The sequence below is a fragment of the Umezawaea sp. NPDC059074 genome (genome assembly GCF_042738955.1).
Lineage (GTDB): Bacteria > Actinomycetota > Actinomycetes > Mycobacteriales > Pseudonocardiaceae > Umezawaea.
The window spans coordinates 23,314-40,037 of record NZ_JBHYHC010000062.1; the positions used below are offsets into that span (position 1 = coordinate 23,314).

The window sequence follows — 16,724 nt, forward strand, 5'->3', positions numbered from 1 at the left end:
ACTATGGCGCAGTGGATCGGAATCGCGGCGCCTCCTACCGGCTCGACCCCCCGCCCAACGGCACGGCGGTCGTCAGCGCGGACACCGGGCCCGGCGGTCTCCTCGACGCGCGCAACGAGGTGGTCCCGTTCCACGGCCGCATCCGCGAACTGGCCGCGCTGACCCGGTGGCGCGACGACCCGACGCGGCGGGCGACGCTGCTGCTGCACGGCGTCGCGGGGGTCGGGAAGTCCAGGCTGGCGGCCAAGTTCGTCGTCGACAGCCGCGCCGCGGGCTGGACCGTGCTGCTCGCCCGGCACGGCGAGGGAGCCGCGGACCTGCGCCCCTCCGTCTCCTCCACCCGGCTGCTGATCGTCGTGGACGACGCCGACCGCTGGCCGTGGGCCGACCTGCGCGACCTGCTGCGCGAACCGTGGCAGCGCACCAGCGCCGAGAGCCGGGTCCTGCTGCTGTCGCGGTTGGCGGGCTGGTGGTGGTCGTCGACCCGGCAGCGCGGCGCCGACCTCGGCCACGCGATGTCGGACCTCCCGCTGGTGGCGCGGCCGGAGGAGCACGCCGAGCAGCACGCGCTGGCGTGCGCCCGGTTCGCCGAGGCGCTGGGCGTGGAACGGCCGTCGGTCGAGCCCCGGCACGCCGACACCACGTTCGACGTGCACCTGTCCGCGCTCGCCTTCGTCCTCGGCGCGGCACCCGGCTCCGGCCGCTCCGACCTCGTCCGCCACCTGATGAGCCGCGACGGCGTGTCCGCCGGGTCGGCCCGGCTCGCGGAGGACTTCCTCGCCGTCGCGCTGCTGGACCACCGCATCGAGGCCGAGGTGTCCGCCGCCGGGCTGGCCACCCTCGTGCAGGCCGCGCGGCGGTGGCCGCACCTGCGCAAGCGCGCCGAGACGCTGTTCACCGGCGACCCCGGCCTGGCCCGCACGGCGAGCGCGTCGACGGTGCTGGCGCTGACCGAGATGTCGTCGATCCCGTTGCTGCGGGCCATCGCGCCGCACGTGTTCGAGGAGCAGCGGCTGACCGGGGACGTGCTCCCCGCCGTGCTGACGCGGCGGCTGGTGGAGCACGCCGTGGTCGCCGGGTCGGACCGGCTGGAGCACGCCGAGCTGTACGGGATGCTGGGCGCGCGGGCGGCGTTGGCGGCGCTGCGGGACGAGGCGCTGGTCGCCGCGCACCGGGAAGTGGCGCTGTACCGGGAACTCGCGGCGGCGGACGAGGCCGAGCACCGGCCCGCGCTGGCGGACGCCTTGGGAGACCTGGCTTTGCGGTACGTGGCGGTGAACCGGCCCGAGGAGGCGTTGGAGGCCTCGCTGGAGTCCGTGTCGCTCTCGGAGGACGTCGTGCACGACGACCCCGAGAGCGCGCCCCAGCTCGCGGCGGCGTTGGAGCAGTTGTCCTTGCGGTGCGCGGCCGTCGGCAAGCGCGCGGACGCCGTGGAGGCCATCGGCCGGGCCACCGCGCTCTACCAGACGTTGGCGCTGACCAGCCCCGGCCTGTTCCGGTTGGACTTCGCGAAGGCCGGACAGCAGTTGGCGACCCGGCTGTTCGACGTGGGGCGGACCGCCGAGGCGTCCGAGGTGGCCGAGCGGGCGGTCGCGGCGTGGCGGTCGGCGGCGGAGTCGGATCCCCGCTACGAGCCCGAGTTCGCCCGGATGCTCGCGCAGATCGGCGGGGTGCTGCGGTCCAACGACCTGCGCGACGAGGCCGTGGACGTGGTCGAGGAGTCCATCGTGGTGCTGCGCCGCCTGGTGGCGGTCAACCCGCGCGGGTTCGAGGGCGACCTGGCCGTGGCGCTGGTGTCGTGCAGCGCCCTGCTGCTGGACGCGGGTCGCCGCGCGGACGCCGTCCGGTTCGCCGCGGAGGCGGTCGCCGTCCGCCGCCGGGTGGCCGAGTCGGGACTGCCCGAGGACCGGGCGCTGCTGGCGGGCGCGCTGGGGCACCTGGTGGTGGCGTCCGACCGGTTCGACGAGCGGATCACCGCCGCCGAACAGGCCGTGGAGCTGCTGCGGCGCGATCCCGCGCACCGGGCGGACCTGGCCGTGGCGTGGGCGGCGCTGGCGGGCGTGCTGCTCTACGACCGGCGGGACTACGAGGCGCACCGGGCGGTCGACGAGGTGCTCGCGATCCTGCGGCGGCTGTCGTACCAGGCGCTGGCGGTGGAGGGGCCGCGCCTGACCAGGGCCGCGCTGGTGCTGTCGGACGAGCTGGCGAAGGTCCGGCACCACGGCAAGGCCGTGGAACTGGCGGAGCAGGTCGTCGCGCTGTGGCGCGACCTGGGCGAACCGGCCGCCCACCTGTTCGCGCTGCACCGGCTGGTGCTGGCGCTGGCAGCGGCCCGCCGCCACGCCGAGGCGCGCGATGCCGGGCACACGGCGGTCGTGCTGTGGCACCTGCTGCGGACGCCGGAGAACCTGGAGACGGACATCGGCTACGCCGAGGCGCTGGCCGCGTACGCCGGTTCGTGCGCCGAGACCGGCACGAACCTCGACCACGCGCTGGACGCCGCGCACCGGGCCGTGGTGGTGGCCCGGCGGGCGAACAGCTCGCCGGGCGGGCTGAACCGGGCGCTGGTGGCGGTCGACCTGGTGCTCGACGCCGCCGCGCTGACGACCTGATGGAGGATCCCCCCGTGATGATCGGAGTTGTGCGCTGATGGCGGAACGCTCGACAGGCACCCACAGACGCGCGGCGGTGTTCGTCGACTTCGAGAACGTCTACATCGGCCTGTGCAAGTCGAGCAAGGAGGCGGGGTGGCGGTTCGCCACGCAGCCCGCCCGCTGGATCTCCTGGATGGAGAACGAGCTCGGGCCGTTCCTGGTGGACATCGAGGACCAGCCGCGCACGCTGCTGCGGCGGATCTGCTACCTCGACCCGGCCCGCTCCAGCCGGTTCCGCCCGTACTTCACCCGCGCCGGGTTCCGGGTCGTCGACTGCCCGGCGCTCACGGCGATGGGCAAGAACAGCGCCGACATCTACATGGTGCTGGACATCCTGGACACGCTGACCCACCCCACGTGGTTCGACGAGTTCATCGTGCTGTCCGTCGACGCGGACTTCACGCCGGTGCTGCTGCGGCTGCGGGAGCACGACCGACGCACGGCGATGCTGGTGAGCGGACCGGCCGCCGCCGCCATGCAGGCGGCGTGCGACTTCGCGATCCCCGACGCGATGTTCCTCGACGAGGCGCTGGGGCTCGACGAGGCCCCGGAGCCGGAGGAGCCGGAGGCCGACCCCGTGGAACCGGAGGTCGTCGTCGTGCCGGGGGCGGTGGAGTCGTTGCACCACCGGATGGAGGCCGTGGTGCGGGACCTGGTCGCGGCGGCGGGGGAGCCGGTCGTGATGGCCAAGGCCGCCCACGAGGTCCGGACCACCATCGGCGACGAGGTCTACGCCACGAGGTGGGCGGGCAACGGGACGTTCGGCCGGTTCGCCGCCACGCTGGCCGACGACCACCTCGTGGTGGACACCAGCCGCCCGCCGGGCTGGCTCTACGACCCCGCGCGGCACGCCCCGCCCCACCAGGGGCCGGTGGCGGGAGCGCCCGCCGGGGTGCCCGAGGTGGCCGAGCGCGTCAACCGGGTCGTCGGCGCGCCGCTGCTCTCGCGGCGGTCCTACGAGTCGCTGTTCGACGTGCTCGCCACGGACGCGCGGCTGGTGAGCGACCGGGGGCAGACCGAGGCGGAACGGGTGGCGCGGGACGTGTGCGCCTCGCGCGGCGTGCCGGTGTCCAGGGCCACCGTGCACTTCATCCTGGTCGGCTACCGCTACAGCGGGTTCGACTGGACCGACGACGCGCTCGACGGGGCCGCGTTGGCGAGCGCGTTCGTCGACAACGTGCTCCGGCTGGCGGCGGACGCGCAGATGGACCTGACCGAGGCCGAGCAGGCCCAGGTCCGCACCTGGATCCTCGGGGAGGACTGAGCCGAGGGCCCCGGACGTGGTCCGGGGCCCTCAGAAACGTCGTACTCCCCGGCTAACGTCGAAACCGGGGGCCCAAAATCAGCCCGTGGTCACCAAGGACCGCAGGAAGAACGCCACGTTGGCCGGGCGTTCGGCCAGCCTGCGCATGAAGTAGCCGTACCACTCGTCGCCGTACGGCAGGTAGACGCGCATGGTGTTGCCCGCCGCGGCGATCCGCTTCTGCTCCTCGGGCCGGATTCCGTACAGCATCTGGAACTCGTAGCTGTCCAACGCCCGCGTGCCCGCCAGGTCCGCCGCGATGGCGATGAGCCTCGGGTCGTGCGACGCCACCATCGGGTAGCCCTCGCCCGCCATGAGGACCTTCAGGCAGCGCACGTACGACAGGTCGACGTCGGCCTTGTCCTGGTACGCCACCGAAGCGGGCTCCTGGTACGCGCCCTTGCACAGCCGCACCCGCGAGCCCGCGTGCGCGAGGTCGCGGCAGTCCTGCTCGGTCCGCTTCAGGTACGCCTGGAGCACCGCGCCGACCCACGGGAAGTCCACGCGCAGTTCGCGCAGGACGTCCAGCGTGGCGTCGGTCGTGGTGTGGTCCTCCATGTCCAGCGTCACGGTCGTGCCGACGGCCTCGGCCGCCTCCGCGATCTTCCGGGCGTTCTCCAGCGCGATCTTCGCCCCGTCCACGGCCAGCGACTGCCCGACGGCCGACAGCTTCACCGACACCTCCGCCTGGCCCGCGAACCCGGCGGAGTCCAAGCGCGACAACAGCTCCCCGTAGGCCGCCACCGTGGCGTCGGCCTGCGCGGCGTCGAGCGTGTCCTCGCCGAGGTGGTCCAGCGTCACGTACCGGCCGTCGGCCACGAGCGCGCCGGTGGCGCGGATCGCCGCGTCGACGTCCTCGCCCGCGATGAACCTGTCGACCACGGGGCGGGTCAGCGGGGTGCGTTCGACCAGCGAACGGGCGCCCGTGGAGCGGGCGGCGGCGAGCAGCGTGGAGCGGAGCATGGCGGTGTTCTCCCTCAGCCCTGGTGCGGGTGGCGGTACGAGGTCGGAGCCACGAAGGTCTCCTTGATGGAGCGGGGGCTGACCCAGCGGAGCAGGTTGTGGATCGAGCCGGCCTTGTCGTTCGTGCCGGACGCGCGGCCGCCGCCGAAGGGCTGCTGGCCGACGACGGCGCCGGTGGGCTTGTCGTTGACGTAGAAGTTGCCCGCCGCGAAGCGGAGCTCCTGCTGGGCGTGGGCGATGGCGGCCCGGTCGCGGGCGATGATCGACCCGGTCAGCGCGTACGGGGACGCGCTCTCCATCTGCTTGAGCACCTGGTCGTAGTCGGCGTCGTCGAAGACGTGGATCGACAGCACCGGGCCGAAGTACTCGGTGGTGAACACCTCGTGCGTCGGGTCCGTGCCGAGCAGGACCGTCGGCTGGACGAAGAAGCCGTCGCTGTCGTCGGCCGTGCCACCCGCGACGACCTCCAGGGACGAGGCGTCACGGGCGGAGGACAGGACGCCGGAGAGCTTGTCGAACGACCGGCGGTCGATGACCGCGCCCATGAAGTTGTCGAAGTCGGTCACGTCGCCGACGGTCAGCGCGGCCACGTCGGCGAGGAACGCGTCCTTCATCCGCGTCCACACCGAGCGCGGCACGTAGGCGCGGGACGCCGCCGAGCACTTCTGGCCCTGGTACTCGAACGCGCCGCGCACGAGGGCGGTCCGCAGGACGTCGACGTCGGCCGACGGGTGGGCGAGCACGAAGTCCTTGCCGCCGGTCTCGCCGACGATCCGCGGGTAGCTGCGGTAGCCGGCGATGTTCGCGCCGACCTGGCCCCACAGGTGCTGGAACGTCTTGGTGGAGCCGGTGAAGTGGATGCCCGCGAGGTCCGGCGACGCGAGCGCCACGTCGGACACGGCGATGCCGTCGCCGGGCAGCAGGTTGATGACGCCGGGCGGCATCCCCGCCTCCTCCAGCAGCCGCATGGTGAGCTGCGCGGAGAAGCCCTGCGTGGGCGACGGCTTCCACAGCACCACGTTGCCCATCAGCGCGGGAGCGGTGGGCAGGTTGGCCGCGATGGCGGTGAAGTTGAACGGCGTGATCGCGTAGACGAAGCCCTCGAGCGGGCGGTGGTCCGTGCGGTTCCACACCCCCGCGGAGCTGGCGGGCTGCTCCTCCAGGAGCGTGCGGCCGAAGGCGACGTTGTAGCGCCAGAAGTCGGCCAGCTCGCAGGCCGCGTCGATCTCGGCCTGGATGGCCGTCTTCGACTGGCCGAGCATGGTGGCGGCGTTGATCGTCGAGCGCCACGGGCCGACCAGCAGGTCGGCGGCGCGGAGCAGGATCGCGGCGCGGTCGTCGTAGGACAGCGCCTGCCAGCCGGGGGCGGCGGCGCGGGCCGCGGCGATGGCGGCCTCGGTGTCCTGGTGCGTCGCGCCGGTGAACGTGGCGAGCACCGAGCGGTGGTTGTGCGGCTGCACGACGTCGAACTTCGGGCCGCCCCCCGCCCTCTGCTCGCCGCCGATGGTCAGAGTTCCCTCGAGCGGCTCCTTGACCAGCTCGACGAGCTTCGCCTGCAACTCCGCGCGCTCCGGCGAACCGGGGGCGTAGGTCAGGACCGGCTCGTTCACCGGCGACGGAACCCTGGTCACAGCGTCCACGAGCAGCTCCTCCACAACAGCGGATGTCTCCCTCAACGGTAGGTCGAGAGGGCCTGCCGACCTTTGTCCGACTGGCTAATATCGGGGTACCCACTTGGCTGAACGGACAAAGATGAGCCTTCAGGACGTGTTGATCGCCCTGGGCGACCCGCTGGTCGAGCTCCAGGTCGCGCCACGCGGGCTCGACGTGGACGTGCTGGACGTCGTGATCCTCGATCCCGACGACGTGCCGGACGTCCGGCCGGGTGACCTGGCGCTGGTCATCGGCGCGCGTGGGCGGGCGGCGGTGCCGCTGATCAGGGCCGCGAGGCGGGCGGCGGCCGTGGCGGTCAAGGTCGACGGGCCGGTCCCGCTGCTGCGGCAGGCGGCGGTCGACGCGGGGGTCGCGCTGCTCGCGGTCCGCCCCGAGGTGCGGTGGGAGCACCTGGAGTCGCTGGTCCGGGGCGTGCTGGTCAGGCCGGCGGCGAACGGCGAGGTGCTCGGCGACCTGTTCGCGCTGGCGCAGACGATCGCCGCGCTGACCGGTGGCATCGTCAGCATCGAGGACACCTCCAGCCGGGTGCTCGCGTACTCCCGGTCCAGCGACGAGGTGGACGAGCTGCGCAGGCTGTCCATCCTCGGCAGGCAGGGCCCGGAGCCGTACCTGAAAATGCTTCGTGATTGGGGCGTCTACCAGCTGCTCCGCTCCGGTGAGGAGGTCGTGCGGATCGACGAGCGCCCCGAACTCGGGATCCGCCGCCGCATCGCCATCGGCATCCACGCGGGCCCGACGCCGTTGGGCACGATCTGGGTCCAGGAAGGTGACGCACCGCTGACCGAGCAGGCCGAACGGGCGCTGCTCGGCGCGGCCCGCGTGACCGCGCTGCACCTCGTCCAGCGCCGCAACGAGCCCACGACGGCGTTCCGCGAGAACCTCCTCGCCTCCCTGCTGGACGGCCGGATGGACGCCGAGTCCGTGGCGGGCCAGATCGGCGCGGACCCGGCCAAACCCGCCGCCGTGGTCGTCTTCGCCCTGCACGACGAGTCCGCCGACCGCACCGAGGCCGAGCTCAAGCGGGCCGAGCTGACCGGGCTGATCTCCGTGCACGCGGCGGCGTACCGGCGCAGCGCGCTCGTGACGCAGGTCGGCGCGCGGACCTACGTGCTGCTGCCCGACCTGCCGCCGGGAGCCCAACTCCTGGGCCTCACCAAGGAGATCGTCGCCGCGGCCCACCAGCACGTCGGCCCCGGCGTCCGGGCGGCCGTGGGCGGCACGGTGTCCACTGTGGACGAAGCGCTGGTGTCCCGGCAGGAGGCCGACCGGGTGCTCGACGCGATGGGCCGGGGCATGGACGTCGACGTGGCCACGCTCGCCGACGTCCGCTCGCGGGTGCTCGTCAGCGAGACCCTCGCCCTGCTGGCCGACAACCCGCGCGTCCGCGACCCGAGGCTCGCGAAGCTCGACGGCGACCTCGCCCGGTCCGTCCTGGTCTACCTCGACGCCTTCGGCGACGTCCGTTCGGCGGCACGGGTCCTGCACGTGCACCCGAACACGCTCCGCTACCGCGTGCGCCGGGCGGCCGAGGTGTCCGGCGTCGACCTGGACGACCCGCTGCAGCGGTTGTTCGCCCAGCTGCAACTGAGGTTGGGCTGAGGTTCTCCTGCTGCTTTACCCAATTCGGACAGTGCACCTCTACTCTTCGGTCCGGGGGCACACCGAAAGGAAACCGGGCTGTTGACCGTCGACGCGGCAGGCAAGCGGGGCAGCGACTTCGCTGAGCTATCCCGGACCATCAAGCAGGCGGGACTGCTGGAACGCAGGATCCGCTACTACACCTTCAGGCTGGCGGGCAACGCGGTGGCGCTCGCCGTCGCCGTGGCCGCCTTCGTCCTGGTCGGCGACTCGTGGTGGCAGCTGGCCGTCGCGGCGCTCATGGGCGTGCTGTTCACGCAGCTCGCCTTCCTCGGCCACGACGCGGGGCACCGGCAGATCTTCCAGAGCAAGAGGGCCAACGACCTCGTCGGCCTGGTGCACGGCAACCTGCTGACCGGTCTCAGCTACGGCTGGTGGATCGGCAAGCACAACCGCCACCACGCGAACCCGAACCACATCGACGAGGACCCGGACGTCGACATCTCGGTGCTGGCCTTCACCTCCGAGCAGTCGTTGACGAAGAAGGGGATCTTCCGCTTCATCACGAAGCACCAGGCGTTCTTCTTCTTCCCGCTGCTCCTGCTCGAAGGCTTCAGCCTGCACGTCATCAGCGTGAACGCGGTGTTCCGCAAGCAGGTCAAGGGCTGGGCCATCGAGGCCGCGCTGCTGACCGCGCACCTCGTCGGCTACCTGGCCGCGGTGTTCCTGGTCATGTCACCCCTCAAGGGCGTCCTGTTCATCCTGGTGCACCAGGCCGCCTTCGGCCTGTACATGGGCGTCTCGTTCGCGCCGAACCACAAGGGCATGCCCGTCCTCACCGACGAGCACGACTTCGACTTCCTGCGCAAGCAGGTCCTCACGTCCCGCAACGTCAACGGCAACTGGTTCACCGACCTGGCGCTGGGCGGCCTGAACTACCAGATCGAGCACCACCTGTTCCCGAGCATGCCCCGCCCGAACCTCCGCCGGGCGCAGGCCCTCGTCCACGAGTTCTGCGAGCAGCACTCGATCTCCTACGCCAAGTGCGGCCTGTTCAGGTCGTACGGGTACGTGCTGCAACACCTGCACGAGGCGGGCGCGCCGCTGCGCGGTGCAGCCAAGCTCGCTCGAGCAACGTCCAGCTAGTCGTGGTCAGCAGGTAGACCCCGGCCGCCAGCGGCAGCACGGCGGCCATCAGCACGGTGCCGAACGGGAGGTACCGCAGCACCCGCGTGAGCGTGGTCTGCGGTACCCCGTTCCGCTCGGCCATCAGCGCCGACCAGCGCGTCGAGCCGTAGGCGATCAGCGCCAGCAGGGCGAACAGGCCGAGGAACACCGGCGTGTGCTGCTGCGTGGCCAGCCAGCCCGTGCCCAGCGGCGCGCCGAGGACGGTGCCGTCCAGCAGCGGGTTCGGCGTCGTGACGAGCCGGTACACGACCATGAGGAACGGGGCCTGCGCGAGCATCGGCAGGAACCCGGCGAACAGGGACGTGCCGGAATCCCGGTACAGCTTCATGGTGGCTTCCTGGAGCTTCACGACGTCCTTGCCGTGCTTCTCCTGGAGCTTGCGCACCTCCGGTGCGAGGGCGGTCTTGGCCTTCTCGGCGCGCACCGCGGACCGCGTGAGCGGGTGCAGCAGGAGTCGGACGGCGAGGGTGAACAGGACGATGGCGGCCGCGGGCGGGACGAATCCGGCCAGGGCGGAACCCAGCGAGTAGAACAAGGGGAGCACTCCGTCGATCTCGAGCGGGACGAACAGGACTCAGGCGGGGGAGACGCCGAATCCGGGTGCTCGAGGACGGGGACGGCCCGCCGCGTCGGGATCGCGCAGGCGCAGGAAGGCCGTGCGCAGGGCTTTGGTGCGCAACGACAGCGACCGGGTCCACGCGGGCGCGCTCCGCGGCGTGACGGGACCCGCGACCAGCAGCAGCACGACGGCCAGCGCGGTGATCGCGGCCAGCAGCTCGACCGGGTTGTGGAAGAGGGTGACCGCGTACAGGGCCGGGAAGAGCATGACGAGCAGCAACTGCAACCGCTGCCGTTTCGTCATGCCGCCACCATACCGACTCACACCACTAGCGCGGGGCGATCCGGGTGGTCGTACCGGACGAGCACGTCGGCCGCCGGGTCGTAGTCGTCGTAGGCGGGCAGCGTCCACCTCAGGTCGTCGGCCGTCTTCCGGTTCAGCGCGCCGGGGGAGAGCCAGAGGTGCACCGCCAGCTCGACGGGCAGCCACCGGTCGAGCAGCAGCGTGCCGTCCAGGAGCAGCACCCCGCCCTCGCCCAGCGTCACGTACGACGCGCGGCTGGCCCGGTCCGCCGCCGCGTCCCACAGCGACGGCAGCACCTTGCCGGACCCGCCGGGCTCCAGCGGGGTCAGCACCTCGCGCAGCAGGCCGCCGGTGTCCAGCCACTCGTGCCGGAACGAGTCCGGGTCGGTGCGGCCGTGCTCCAGCCGCACGGACGCGGGCCGCAGGAAGTCGGCGGCGGACACCCGCAGCACCGGGCGGCCGCGGGCGCGCAGCGGGTCGACCAGCGCGTCGGCCAGCGAGCCCGGCGCGGCGGGGGCGGCCCCGTCCACGAGCACGCGGGCCCATGCGGCGCGGGGCAGCGCGTCGATCCGCGCCACCAGCTCGTCCACCAGGGTCTCGGGGGTCAGGGAGCGGACCTTCACGGCTGCGGGTAGTCCTCCCAGCCGTCGGGCAGGACCGGCACGGGCCAGTCCGGGTCGGGCTCCCACGCGGCCCACGCGGGGTCCCACCACGTCGTGCCGTCGGTGAGCATCGCCTCGATCTCCTTGCCCTGCCGCCGGATCCGCTCGGCCAGCTCCGGCGAGTACTTGCCCTCCACGACCTGCCGCTCGAAGTCCTCGCGGTCCCGCTCGCTCCACGGCCCGTCCGCGGGCGCCCAGTAGTCCAGCTCGTGGTCGAGCGTGTCGAAGCCCAGTTCGGTGCGCCGGTACGGGTCCTGGAGGTTCAGGTACCAGCCGTTGAACCGCCGCTCCGGCCCCTCCCAGTACAGGTCGACCGAGTACCCGTCGTCCGGTCGGTGCAGCTGGAGCTTCCCGTGCCCGCGCCAGGTCGCGTTCCCGGCGAGCTGCTTCTCGTGCGGCCACGGGTGCGGCGGGTACCCGAACCGCGTCCCCGGCACCAGGAACACCGCCAGCAGCCCCGGCTCGTCCACGACCACCCGCGACGGCGTGACCACCCACGGCCTGCCGTGCAGGACCTCGCGACGCAGCACCGTGGCCCCCGGCCGGAAATACCCCATGTCACCAGCTTAGGGGTCCGCATACGCCCATCCGGCCCTGGTGCAACAGGTCTGGACCTATGACACTAGTGGTCTAGTCCTCTGCTGGGTGCAAGGCCGCCAACCGAACACTTGATAGGGAGTACCCACGTGAAAGCTCGCAAACTTGGGCTGGTGGCCTTGCTCGCGTCGATCGCCGTCGCGCTGCCGATGCTCATGACCGGTGTAGCGCAGGGCCACGGCTCGGCGCAGGGGCCGTTCAGCCGGACGTACAACTGCCGCTGGAACGAGAACCCCGAGGCCCCCACGTCCGGCGGCTGCAAGGCCGCCGTCGCCGCGGGCGGCACGCAGGCCATGTACGACTGGCACGAGGTGAACATCGCCAACGCCGCGGGCAACAGCCGGTCGATCATCCCGGACGGCAAGCTGTGCAGCGCGGGCCGCGACAAGTACAAGGGCCTCGACCTGGCCCGCACCGACTGGGCCTCCACGAAGCTGACCAGCGGCGCGAACATCACGTTCACGCTGAAGGCGACCGCCCCGCACCGGGGCACCTTCGAGCTGTTCAACACCAAGAACGGCTACAACCCGTCGCAGCCGCTCAAGTGGAGCGACCTCGACCCGTCGTTCGCGAAGGTCACCGAGCCGCCGCTGGCCAACGGCGCGTACCAGATCAACGTGAAGCTCCCCGCGGGCAAGACCGGCAAGCACCTGATCTACGTGATCTGGCAGCGGTCGGACAGCCCCGAGGCGTTCTACTCGTGCTCGGACGTCACGTACTAGCGAGCACCTGAGCCCTGAGGGGGGAGTCCGCGCCGGACTCCCCCCTCAGCCATCCACGCGCAGGGCCCGGCGCAACTGCCCGGCCACCAGTTCCCGCCTTATGTCGTCGCGCGGCAGCGCCCGCACGAGCAGGTGCAGCGCCTCCACGTCGTCGTGCCCGCCGTCGGTGCGGGTGAACTCCCACAGGCTCTCCGCGTCGCCCAGGGTCAGCACGGCCCGGCGGACGCCCGCCAGCAGGTCCTCGCGCTCGTCCCGCACGACCGGCGCTTCCGAGCGGGGCAGCAGCGCGCCCCGGTAGCCCGCCGCGACGGCGCCCACGTCCCCGCGCCGCAACGCCTCCCGCACCGCGACGAAGTCGCCCTGCACGTCGGCCCGCAGCCGGTACGGCTTGGTCAGCAGCGTGCCCGTGCCCACCTGGGCGCGCAGCCGGTGCAGCTCGGCCCGCACGGTCGCCGGGTTGCCGCGGTCCCCGTACAGCTTGAGCGCCAGCTGCTCCGCCGTCAGCCCGTGCGGGTGCAGCACCAGTGCCGTCAGCAGTTCCGCGTGCCGGGACGTCAACGGCAGCTCGCGGCCGTTGAGCACCGCGCTGGGGTGCTCGACGCCGAGGAACGTCAACGACAGCACCGGGTGCCGCTGCGCGGTGGTCCGCGCCACGCGCAGCAGGAAGCCCTCGGCGAGGGGTTCCAGCACGCCTTCGCGGCCGTCGGCGAGCGGCACCCGGTCGGCGGTCGGGTCGATCCGGGCGGGCAGCAGACCGTGCGGTTCCGCGGCGAGCACCCGGCCCGTGGGGCTGAGCAGCGCGCCCGGCTCGCCGCGCAACGCGATGAGGTGCCTCATGTTCCGCGACCGCAGCAGCTCGTCGCGCGCGGCCTGCCGCAGCCTCAGCTCGCTCTCCGCCAGCCGGGCCGCCGCCGAAACCAGAGCGCCCATCGCGGGGTGCACGGTGTGCAGCGGCCCGCTGATGTCGACCGCGCCGATCGTGGTCCCGGTGTCCGGGTCGTGCACGGGGCTCGCCGCGCACGTCCACCCGTGGTAGGTCCGCACCAGGTGCTCCGCGGAGTGCACGACCACGGGCGTGTCGACGGCCAGCGCGATGCCCATCGCGTTGGTGCCGATGGCCTCCTCGGTCCAGCGCGCGCCCTCGGCGAGGCGCACGTCCTCCGCGCTGCGCCGCACCTTCCGCGCGCCCTCGCACCACAGGACGTGGCCGTCGCCATCTGTGATGATCATGACATGCATCGCGTCCTCCGCGATGCCCACCAACGTCTCCCGCAGCACCGGCAGCACGCCGGACAGCGGGTGCTCGGCCCACCGGTCGGCGACCTCGTCCGGGCCGAGCACGATGGGCGCCTCGTGGCGGTACGGGTCGATCTGCGCGGCCAGGGATCGGCCCCAGGACTCGGAAATCAGCTTTCTCGGCACGAATCCGGCGGACCCGCCGCCGAGGAACGCGTCGTGCACCCGGCTCAACGCGCGCGCCTTCGCCCGCTGATCGTGCCCCCAGTGCATCGGCCCTCCCGCCTCCGCCGTCAGGATGACGCGCGCCGGGGCGTCGCGGCAACCCGCCGCGATGCAACGCGACTGCAACGTCGATCTTCCTAGCTTCCGGGCTTCCCCCAAGCTGGAGGCCTGACATGGCGAAGTACGCGGCACCGGGCCGATCGGGCGGCGTCGTCTCGTTCCGCGACCGATACGACCACTTCGTGGGTGGCGAGTACGTGCCGCCTTCGCGGGGCTTCTACTTCGACGACCCGACCCCCGTCACGGGCGAGGTGTTCACCAGGGTCGCCCGCGGCACGGCCGAGGACGTCGACCACGCCCTCGACGCCGCGCACGGCGCCGCCCGCGCGTGGGGCCGCACCTCGGCCGCCGACCGCGCCGTGGTGCTGTGCGAGATCGCCGACCGCCTGGAGGACAACCTGGAGGCCATCGCGGTGGCCGAGACGTGGGACACCGGCAAGCCGATCCGCGAGACCCTCTTCACCGACCTCCCGGCCGCGGCGGACCACTTCCGCTTCTGCGCGGGCGTGATCCGCGCGCAGGAGGGCGGGATCACGCAGGCGGACGGCGACCTGGTCGCCCACCACTTCGCCGAACCGCTAGGCGTGGTCGGCTTGGTCCTCCCGTGGACCTCGGCGCTGCTCAGCACCGCGTGGCACCTGGCGCCCGCGCTGGCGGCGGGCAACACCGTGGTCCTCAAGCCCTCCGAGCACACCCCGGCGTCGATCCACGTCCTGGTGGGCCTGATCGGCGACCTGCTCCCGCCGGGTGTGCTGAACGTCGTCACCGGCTTCGACGTGGAGGCCGCCGCCCCGCTCACCGCGAACCGCCGCGTGGCGAAGGCGGTGGTCGTCCGCGAACCGTCGACGTGGACGCCGACCGTCTACTTCGCCGACCTGACCGAGCAGCGGGACGACCGCTACCAGGCGGCGCTGACCGCGTTCACCAGGTTCACCCTCAACCAGCCGGGCGCGGCCCTCGTGCAGAGCAAGGCCTACGACCACTTCCTCCTGGACGCCACCGCCCACACCGGCACCGTCCGCCTCGGCGACCCCCTCGACCCCGCCACCACGGCGGGCCCCCAGGTCAGCGCGGGCCACCTGGCCCACGTCCTGTCCCGCGTGGACCTGTGCCGCCGCGAGGGCGCGCGAGTGGTGCTGGGCGGCGAACGCGTGGACCTCGCGGGCGGCTACTACGTCACGCCGACGATCCTGGAGACCGACCACCGCACCCGCGTCCTGCACGAGGACTGCACCGGCCCCATCACGCTGGTGAGCCGCTTCGACGAGTTCGACGACGCGGTCAAGGCGGCCAACGACGTCCCCCGCAGCCCTTCCGCCGCGGTGTGGTCACGGGACGCGGGCACGGGCTACCGCGCGGGACGGGCCATCCGGGCGGACCGCCTCTGGGTCAACAACACCCCGCCGCACGCCGGTTTCCAGGGATGCGCACGCGGTCTCGTGGAGTCCTACCAGCACACGAAGAACATGGTCATCGCCTATTGAGCACCACGGGACCGGAGATCGGGCGTCGCCCTCCGCCCGATCACGACTCCGCCAACGCCCGCCGCAGTTCCCCCGCGACCAGTTCCCGCCGGAAGTCCCCGCGAGGCAGCACCCGGCTCAAGTGCCGCAACGCTTCCGCGTCCCCGCGCCCGTCCTCGGTCCGGGTGAACTCCCACAGGCTCTCCGCGTCCCCGAGCGTGATCACCGCCCGCCGCACCCCGGCCAGCAGGTCCTCCCGCTCCTCGCACACCACCGGGGCCTCCGACCGGGGCAGCAACGTGCCGCGGTACCCGGCGGCGGCCCCCACGACGTCCCCGCCCCGCAACGCCTTCCGCACCGCCGCGAAGTCCGCCCGCACGTCCGCCCGCAACCGGTAGGGCCGGGTCAGCAGCACCCCGTCGCCGAGCTGTGCCCGCAACCGGTGCATCTCCGCCCGCACGGTCGTCGGGTTCCCGCGCTCGCCGTACAGCCGCAGGGCGAGCTGGTCCGCCGTCAACCCGGCCGGGTGCAACGCCAACGCCGTCAGGATCTCCGCGTGCCGCAGCGACAGCGGCAGCTCCCGCCCGTCCAACGACGCCGTCGGGTGCTCCGCGCCGAGGAACGCCAGTTCCAGCAACGGCATCCGCGTGGGCCCACCGGCACGGGGCACCCGCAGCAGGTACCCCTCGGCCAGCGGCTCCAGCACCCCCACGCGCCCGTCGGGCAGCACGAGCCGGTCCACGTCCACCGCGAGCCGCCCCGGCAGCATCCCCAACGGCTCGGCGGCCAACACCCGCCCGGTGGGGCTCAACAACGCCCCCGGCTCCCCGCGCAACGCCGTCAGGTGCCGCATGTTCCGCGCCCGCAACCGCTCGTCGCGGGTGGCGATCTGCACCTGCAACTGCCCTTCCGCGAGCCGGGCCGCGGCCGACACCAACGCGCCCATGGCGGGGTGCACGGTTCGCAGCGGCCCGCTGATGTCCACCACCCCGAGCATCCGCCCGGTGTCCGGGTCCCGCACGGGGCTCGCCGCGCACGTCCACCCGTGGTAGGCCCGGACCAAGTGCTCGGCCGAGTGCACCGTCACCGGCCGCCCCAACGCCAACGCGGTCCCCATCGCGTTCGTCCCGCTGGCCTCTTCGCTCCACTGCGCGCCCTCGGTGAGGTGCACCCGGTCGGCGGCCCGCCGGATCTCGGCCTCGCCCTCGCACCACAGCACGTACCCGTGCGCGTCGGTGATGATCATGACGTGCATCGCCTCGTCCGCGATGCTCACCAGCGTCTCCCGCAGCATCGGCAGCACCGAGGCGAGCGGGTGCGCGTCGCGCAGGTCCACGACCTCCGACGGCTCGTACACGACCGGGGCCTCGCGCTGCTCCGGGTCGACGTGCGCGGCGAGCGACCGGTGCCACGAGTCGGAGATGACCGGCCGGGGCTTCCCGCCGACGCCCGCCAGGACGGAGTCGTACACCCGGCTCAGCGCGTGCGAGTGCCGCTCGGCGTCCATGGGACCTCCCGCACCCAGGATGACCCGCGG

The 16,724-nt window shown here is 72.8% G+C and carries 14 protein-coding genes; 6 read left to right on the forward strand and 8 right to left on the reverse strand.

Annotation, left to right across the window (positions count from 1 at the left end):
* Positions 1 to 11 precede the first annotated feature (11 nt).
* On the forward strand, positions 12 to 2,612 hold the full coding sequence (locus ACFWW9_RS26170) for a hypothetical protein (RefSeq protein WP_390383216.1): 2,601 nt from the start codon (positions 12 to 14) through the stop codon (positions 2,610 to 2,612).
* Positions 2,613 to 2,649: 37 nt separating this feature from the next.
* Positions 2,650 to 3,918, forward strand: a complete 1,269-nt coding sequence (locus tag ACFWW9_RS26175) for an NYN domain-containing protein (protein WP_390383219.1) — start codon at positions 2,650 to 2,652, stop codon at positions 3,916 to 3,918.
* 78 nt (positions 3,919 to 3,996) lie between these two features.
* Here ACFWW9_RS26175 and ACFWW9_RS26180 read toward each other — a convergent pair whose 3' ends face one another.
* A complete protein-coding gene (locus tag ACFWW9_RS26180) occupies positions 3,997 to 4,920 on the reverse strand; it encodes a proline dehydrogenase family protein (RefSeq protein ID WP_390383222.1) in 924 nt (307 codons plus the stop codon).
* Positions 4,921 to 4,934: 14 nt separating this feature from the next.
* Positions 4,935 to 6,560 carry an L-glutamate gamma-semialdehyde dehydrogenase gene (gene pruA / locus ACFWW9_RS26185; protein WP_390383225.1) on the reverse strand — a complete coding sequence of 542 codons (1,626 nt, stop codon included), beginning with the start codon at positions 6,558 to 6,560 and terminating at the stop codon, positions 4,935 to 4,937.
* A 112-nt stretch (positions 6,561 to 6,672) separates the two neighbouring features.
* On the opposite strand from pruA, the gene ACFWW9_RS26190 reads away from it, so the two are divergent.
* Both ACFWW9_RS26190 and ACFWW9_RS26195 read left to right on the forward strand, forming a co-directional pair.
* Positions 6,673 to 8,193: a PucR family transcriptional regulator gene (locus ACFWW9_RS26190; protein WP_390383228.1), complete on the forward strand. Its 1,521-nt coding sequence runs from the start codon at positions 6,673 to 6,675 to the stop codon at positions 8,191 to 8,193.
* Between the two features lie 78 nt (positions 8,194 to 8,271).
* The gene (locus ACFWW9_RS26195) at positions 8,272 to 9,318 is read left to right on the forward strand and encodes a fatty acid desaturase family protein (protein WP_390383283.1); all 1,047 of its coding nucleotides are present in this window, start codon (positions 8,272 to 8,274) and stop codon (positions 9,316 to 9,318) included.
* On the opposite strand, the gene ACFWW9_RS26200 is transcribed toward ACFWW9_RS26195, so the two are convergent.
* Genes ACFWW9_RS26200 through ACFWW9_RS26215 form a run of 4 tightly spaced genes read right to left on the reverse strand, consistent with a single transcriptional unit; the run spans position 9,227 to position 11,441 of the window.
* Positions 9,227 to 9,895 carry a YidC/Oxa1 family membrane protein insertase gene (locus tag ACFWW9_RS26200; protein ID WP_390383231.1) on the reverse strand — a complete coding sequence of 223 codons (669 nt, stop codon included), beginning with the start codon at positions 9,893 to 9,895 and terminating at the stop codon, positions 9,227 to 9,229. The two genes, ACFWW9_RS26195 and ACFWW9_RS26200, sit on opposite strands and share 92 nt — an antisense overlap.
* 39 nt (positions 9,896 to 9,934) lie before the next feature.
* Complete coding sequence (locus tag ACFWW9_RS26205; protein ID WP_390383234.1) at positions 9,935 to 10,222, reverse strand: DUF6412 domain-containing protein; 288 nt, start codon at positions 10,220 to 10,222, stop codon at positions 9,935 to 9,937.
* A 17-nt stretch (positions 10,223 to 10,239) separates the two neighbouring features.
* The gene (locus ACFWW9_RS26210; protein WP_390383237.1) at positions 10,240 to 10,845 is read right to left on the reverse strand and encodes a uridine kinase; all 606 of its coding nucleotides are present in this window, start codon (positions 10,843 to 10,845) and stop codon (positions 10,240 to 10,242) included.
* The gene (locus tag ACFWW9_RS26215; protein ID WP_390383240.1) at positions 10,842 to 11,441 is read right to left on the reverse strand and encodes a DUF402 domain-containing protein; all 600 of its coding nucleotides are present in this window, start codon (positions 11,439 to 11,441) and stop codon (positions 10,842 to 10,844) included. Before ACFWW9_RS26215 ends, ACFWW9_RS26210 begins: the two co-directional genes overlap by 4 nt.
* Before the next feature lie 153 nt (positions 11,442 to 11,594).
* Between ACFWW9_RS26215 and ACFWW9_RS26220 the strand changes: the two genes are divergently transcribed.
* Positions 11,595 to 12,203 (forward strand): lytic polysaccharide monooxygenase, encoded by a 609-nt coding sequence (locus ACFWW9_RS26220; protein ID WP_390383243.1) that lies wholly within the window; start codon positions 11,595 to 11,597, stop codon positions 12,201 to 12,203.
* 45 nt (positions 12,204 to 12,248) lie between these two features.
* Here the strand turns inward: ACFWW9_RS26220 and ACFWW9_RS26225 are convergent, their stop codons facing one another.
* A complete protein-coding gene (locus ACFWW9_RS26225) occupies positions 12,249 to 13,712 on the reverse strand; it encodes a GAF domain-containing protein (RefSeq protein ID WP_390383246.1) in 1,464 nt (487 codons plus the stop codon).
* 125 nt (positions 13,713 to 13,837) lie between these two features.
* Between ACFWW9_RS26225 and ACFWW9_RS26230 the strand changes: the two genes are divergently transcribed.
* A complete protein-coding gene (locus tag ACFWW9_RS26230) occupies positions 13,838 to 15,208 on the forward strand; it encodes an aldehyde dehydrogenase family protein (RefSeq protein ID WP_390383250.1) in 1,371 nt (456 codons plus the stop codon).
* Between the two features lie 40 nt (positions 15,209 to 15,248).
* On the opposite strand, the gene ACFWW9_RS26235 is transcribed toward ACFWW9_RS26230, so the two are convergent.
* A complete protein-coding gene (locus tag ACFWW9_RS26235) occupies positions 15,249 to 16,694 on the reverse strand; it encodes a GAF domain-containing protein (RefSeq protein ID WP_390383253.1) in 1,446 nt (481 codons plus the stop codon).
* Positions 16,695 to 16,724 lie beyond the last annotated feature (30 nt).

Excerpts from the sequence above, each read along its gene's own strand:
- ACFWW9_RS26175 (WP_390383219.1), top strand. The coding sequence starts at position 2,650 with ATGGCGGAACGCTCGACAGGCACCCACAGACGCGCGGCGGTGTTCGTC.
- ACFWW9_RS26180 (WP_390383222.1), bottom strand. The coding sequence starts at position 4,920 with ATGCTCCGCTCCACGCTGCTCGCCGCCGCCCGCTCCACGGGCGCCCGT.
- ACFWW9_RS26190 (WP_390383228.1), top strand. The coding sequence starts at position 6,673 with ATGAGCCTTCAGGACGTGTTGATCGCCCTGGGCGACCCGCTGGTCGAG.
- ACFWW9_RS26205 (WP_390383234.1), bottom strand. The coding sequence starts at position 10,222 with ATGACGAAACGGCAGCGGTTGCAGTTGCTGCTCGTCATGCTCTTCCCG.
- ACFWW9_RS26215 (WP_390383240.1), bottom strand. The coding sequence starts at position 11,441 with ATGGGGTATTTCCGGCCGGGGGCCACGGTGCTGCGTCGCGAGGTCCTG.
- ACFWW9_RS26225 (WP_390383246.1), bottom strand. The coding sequence starts at position 13,712 with ATGCACTGGGGGCACGATCAGCGGGCGAAGGCGCGCGCGTTGAGCCGG.
- ACFWW9_RS26230 (WP_390383250.1), top strand. The coding sequence starts at position 13,838 with ATGGCGAAGTACGCGGCACCGGGCCGATCGGGCGGCGTCGTCTCGTTC.
- ACFWW9_RS26235 (WP_390383253.1), bottom strand. The coding sequence starts at position 16,694 with ATGGACGCCGAGCGGCACTCGCACGCGCTGAGCCGGGTGTACGACTCC.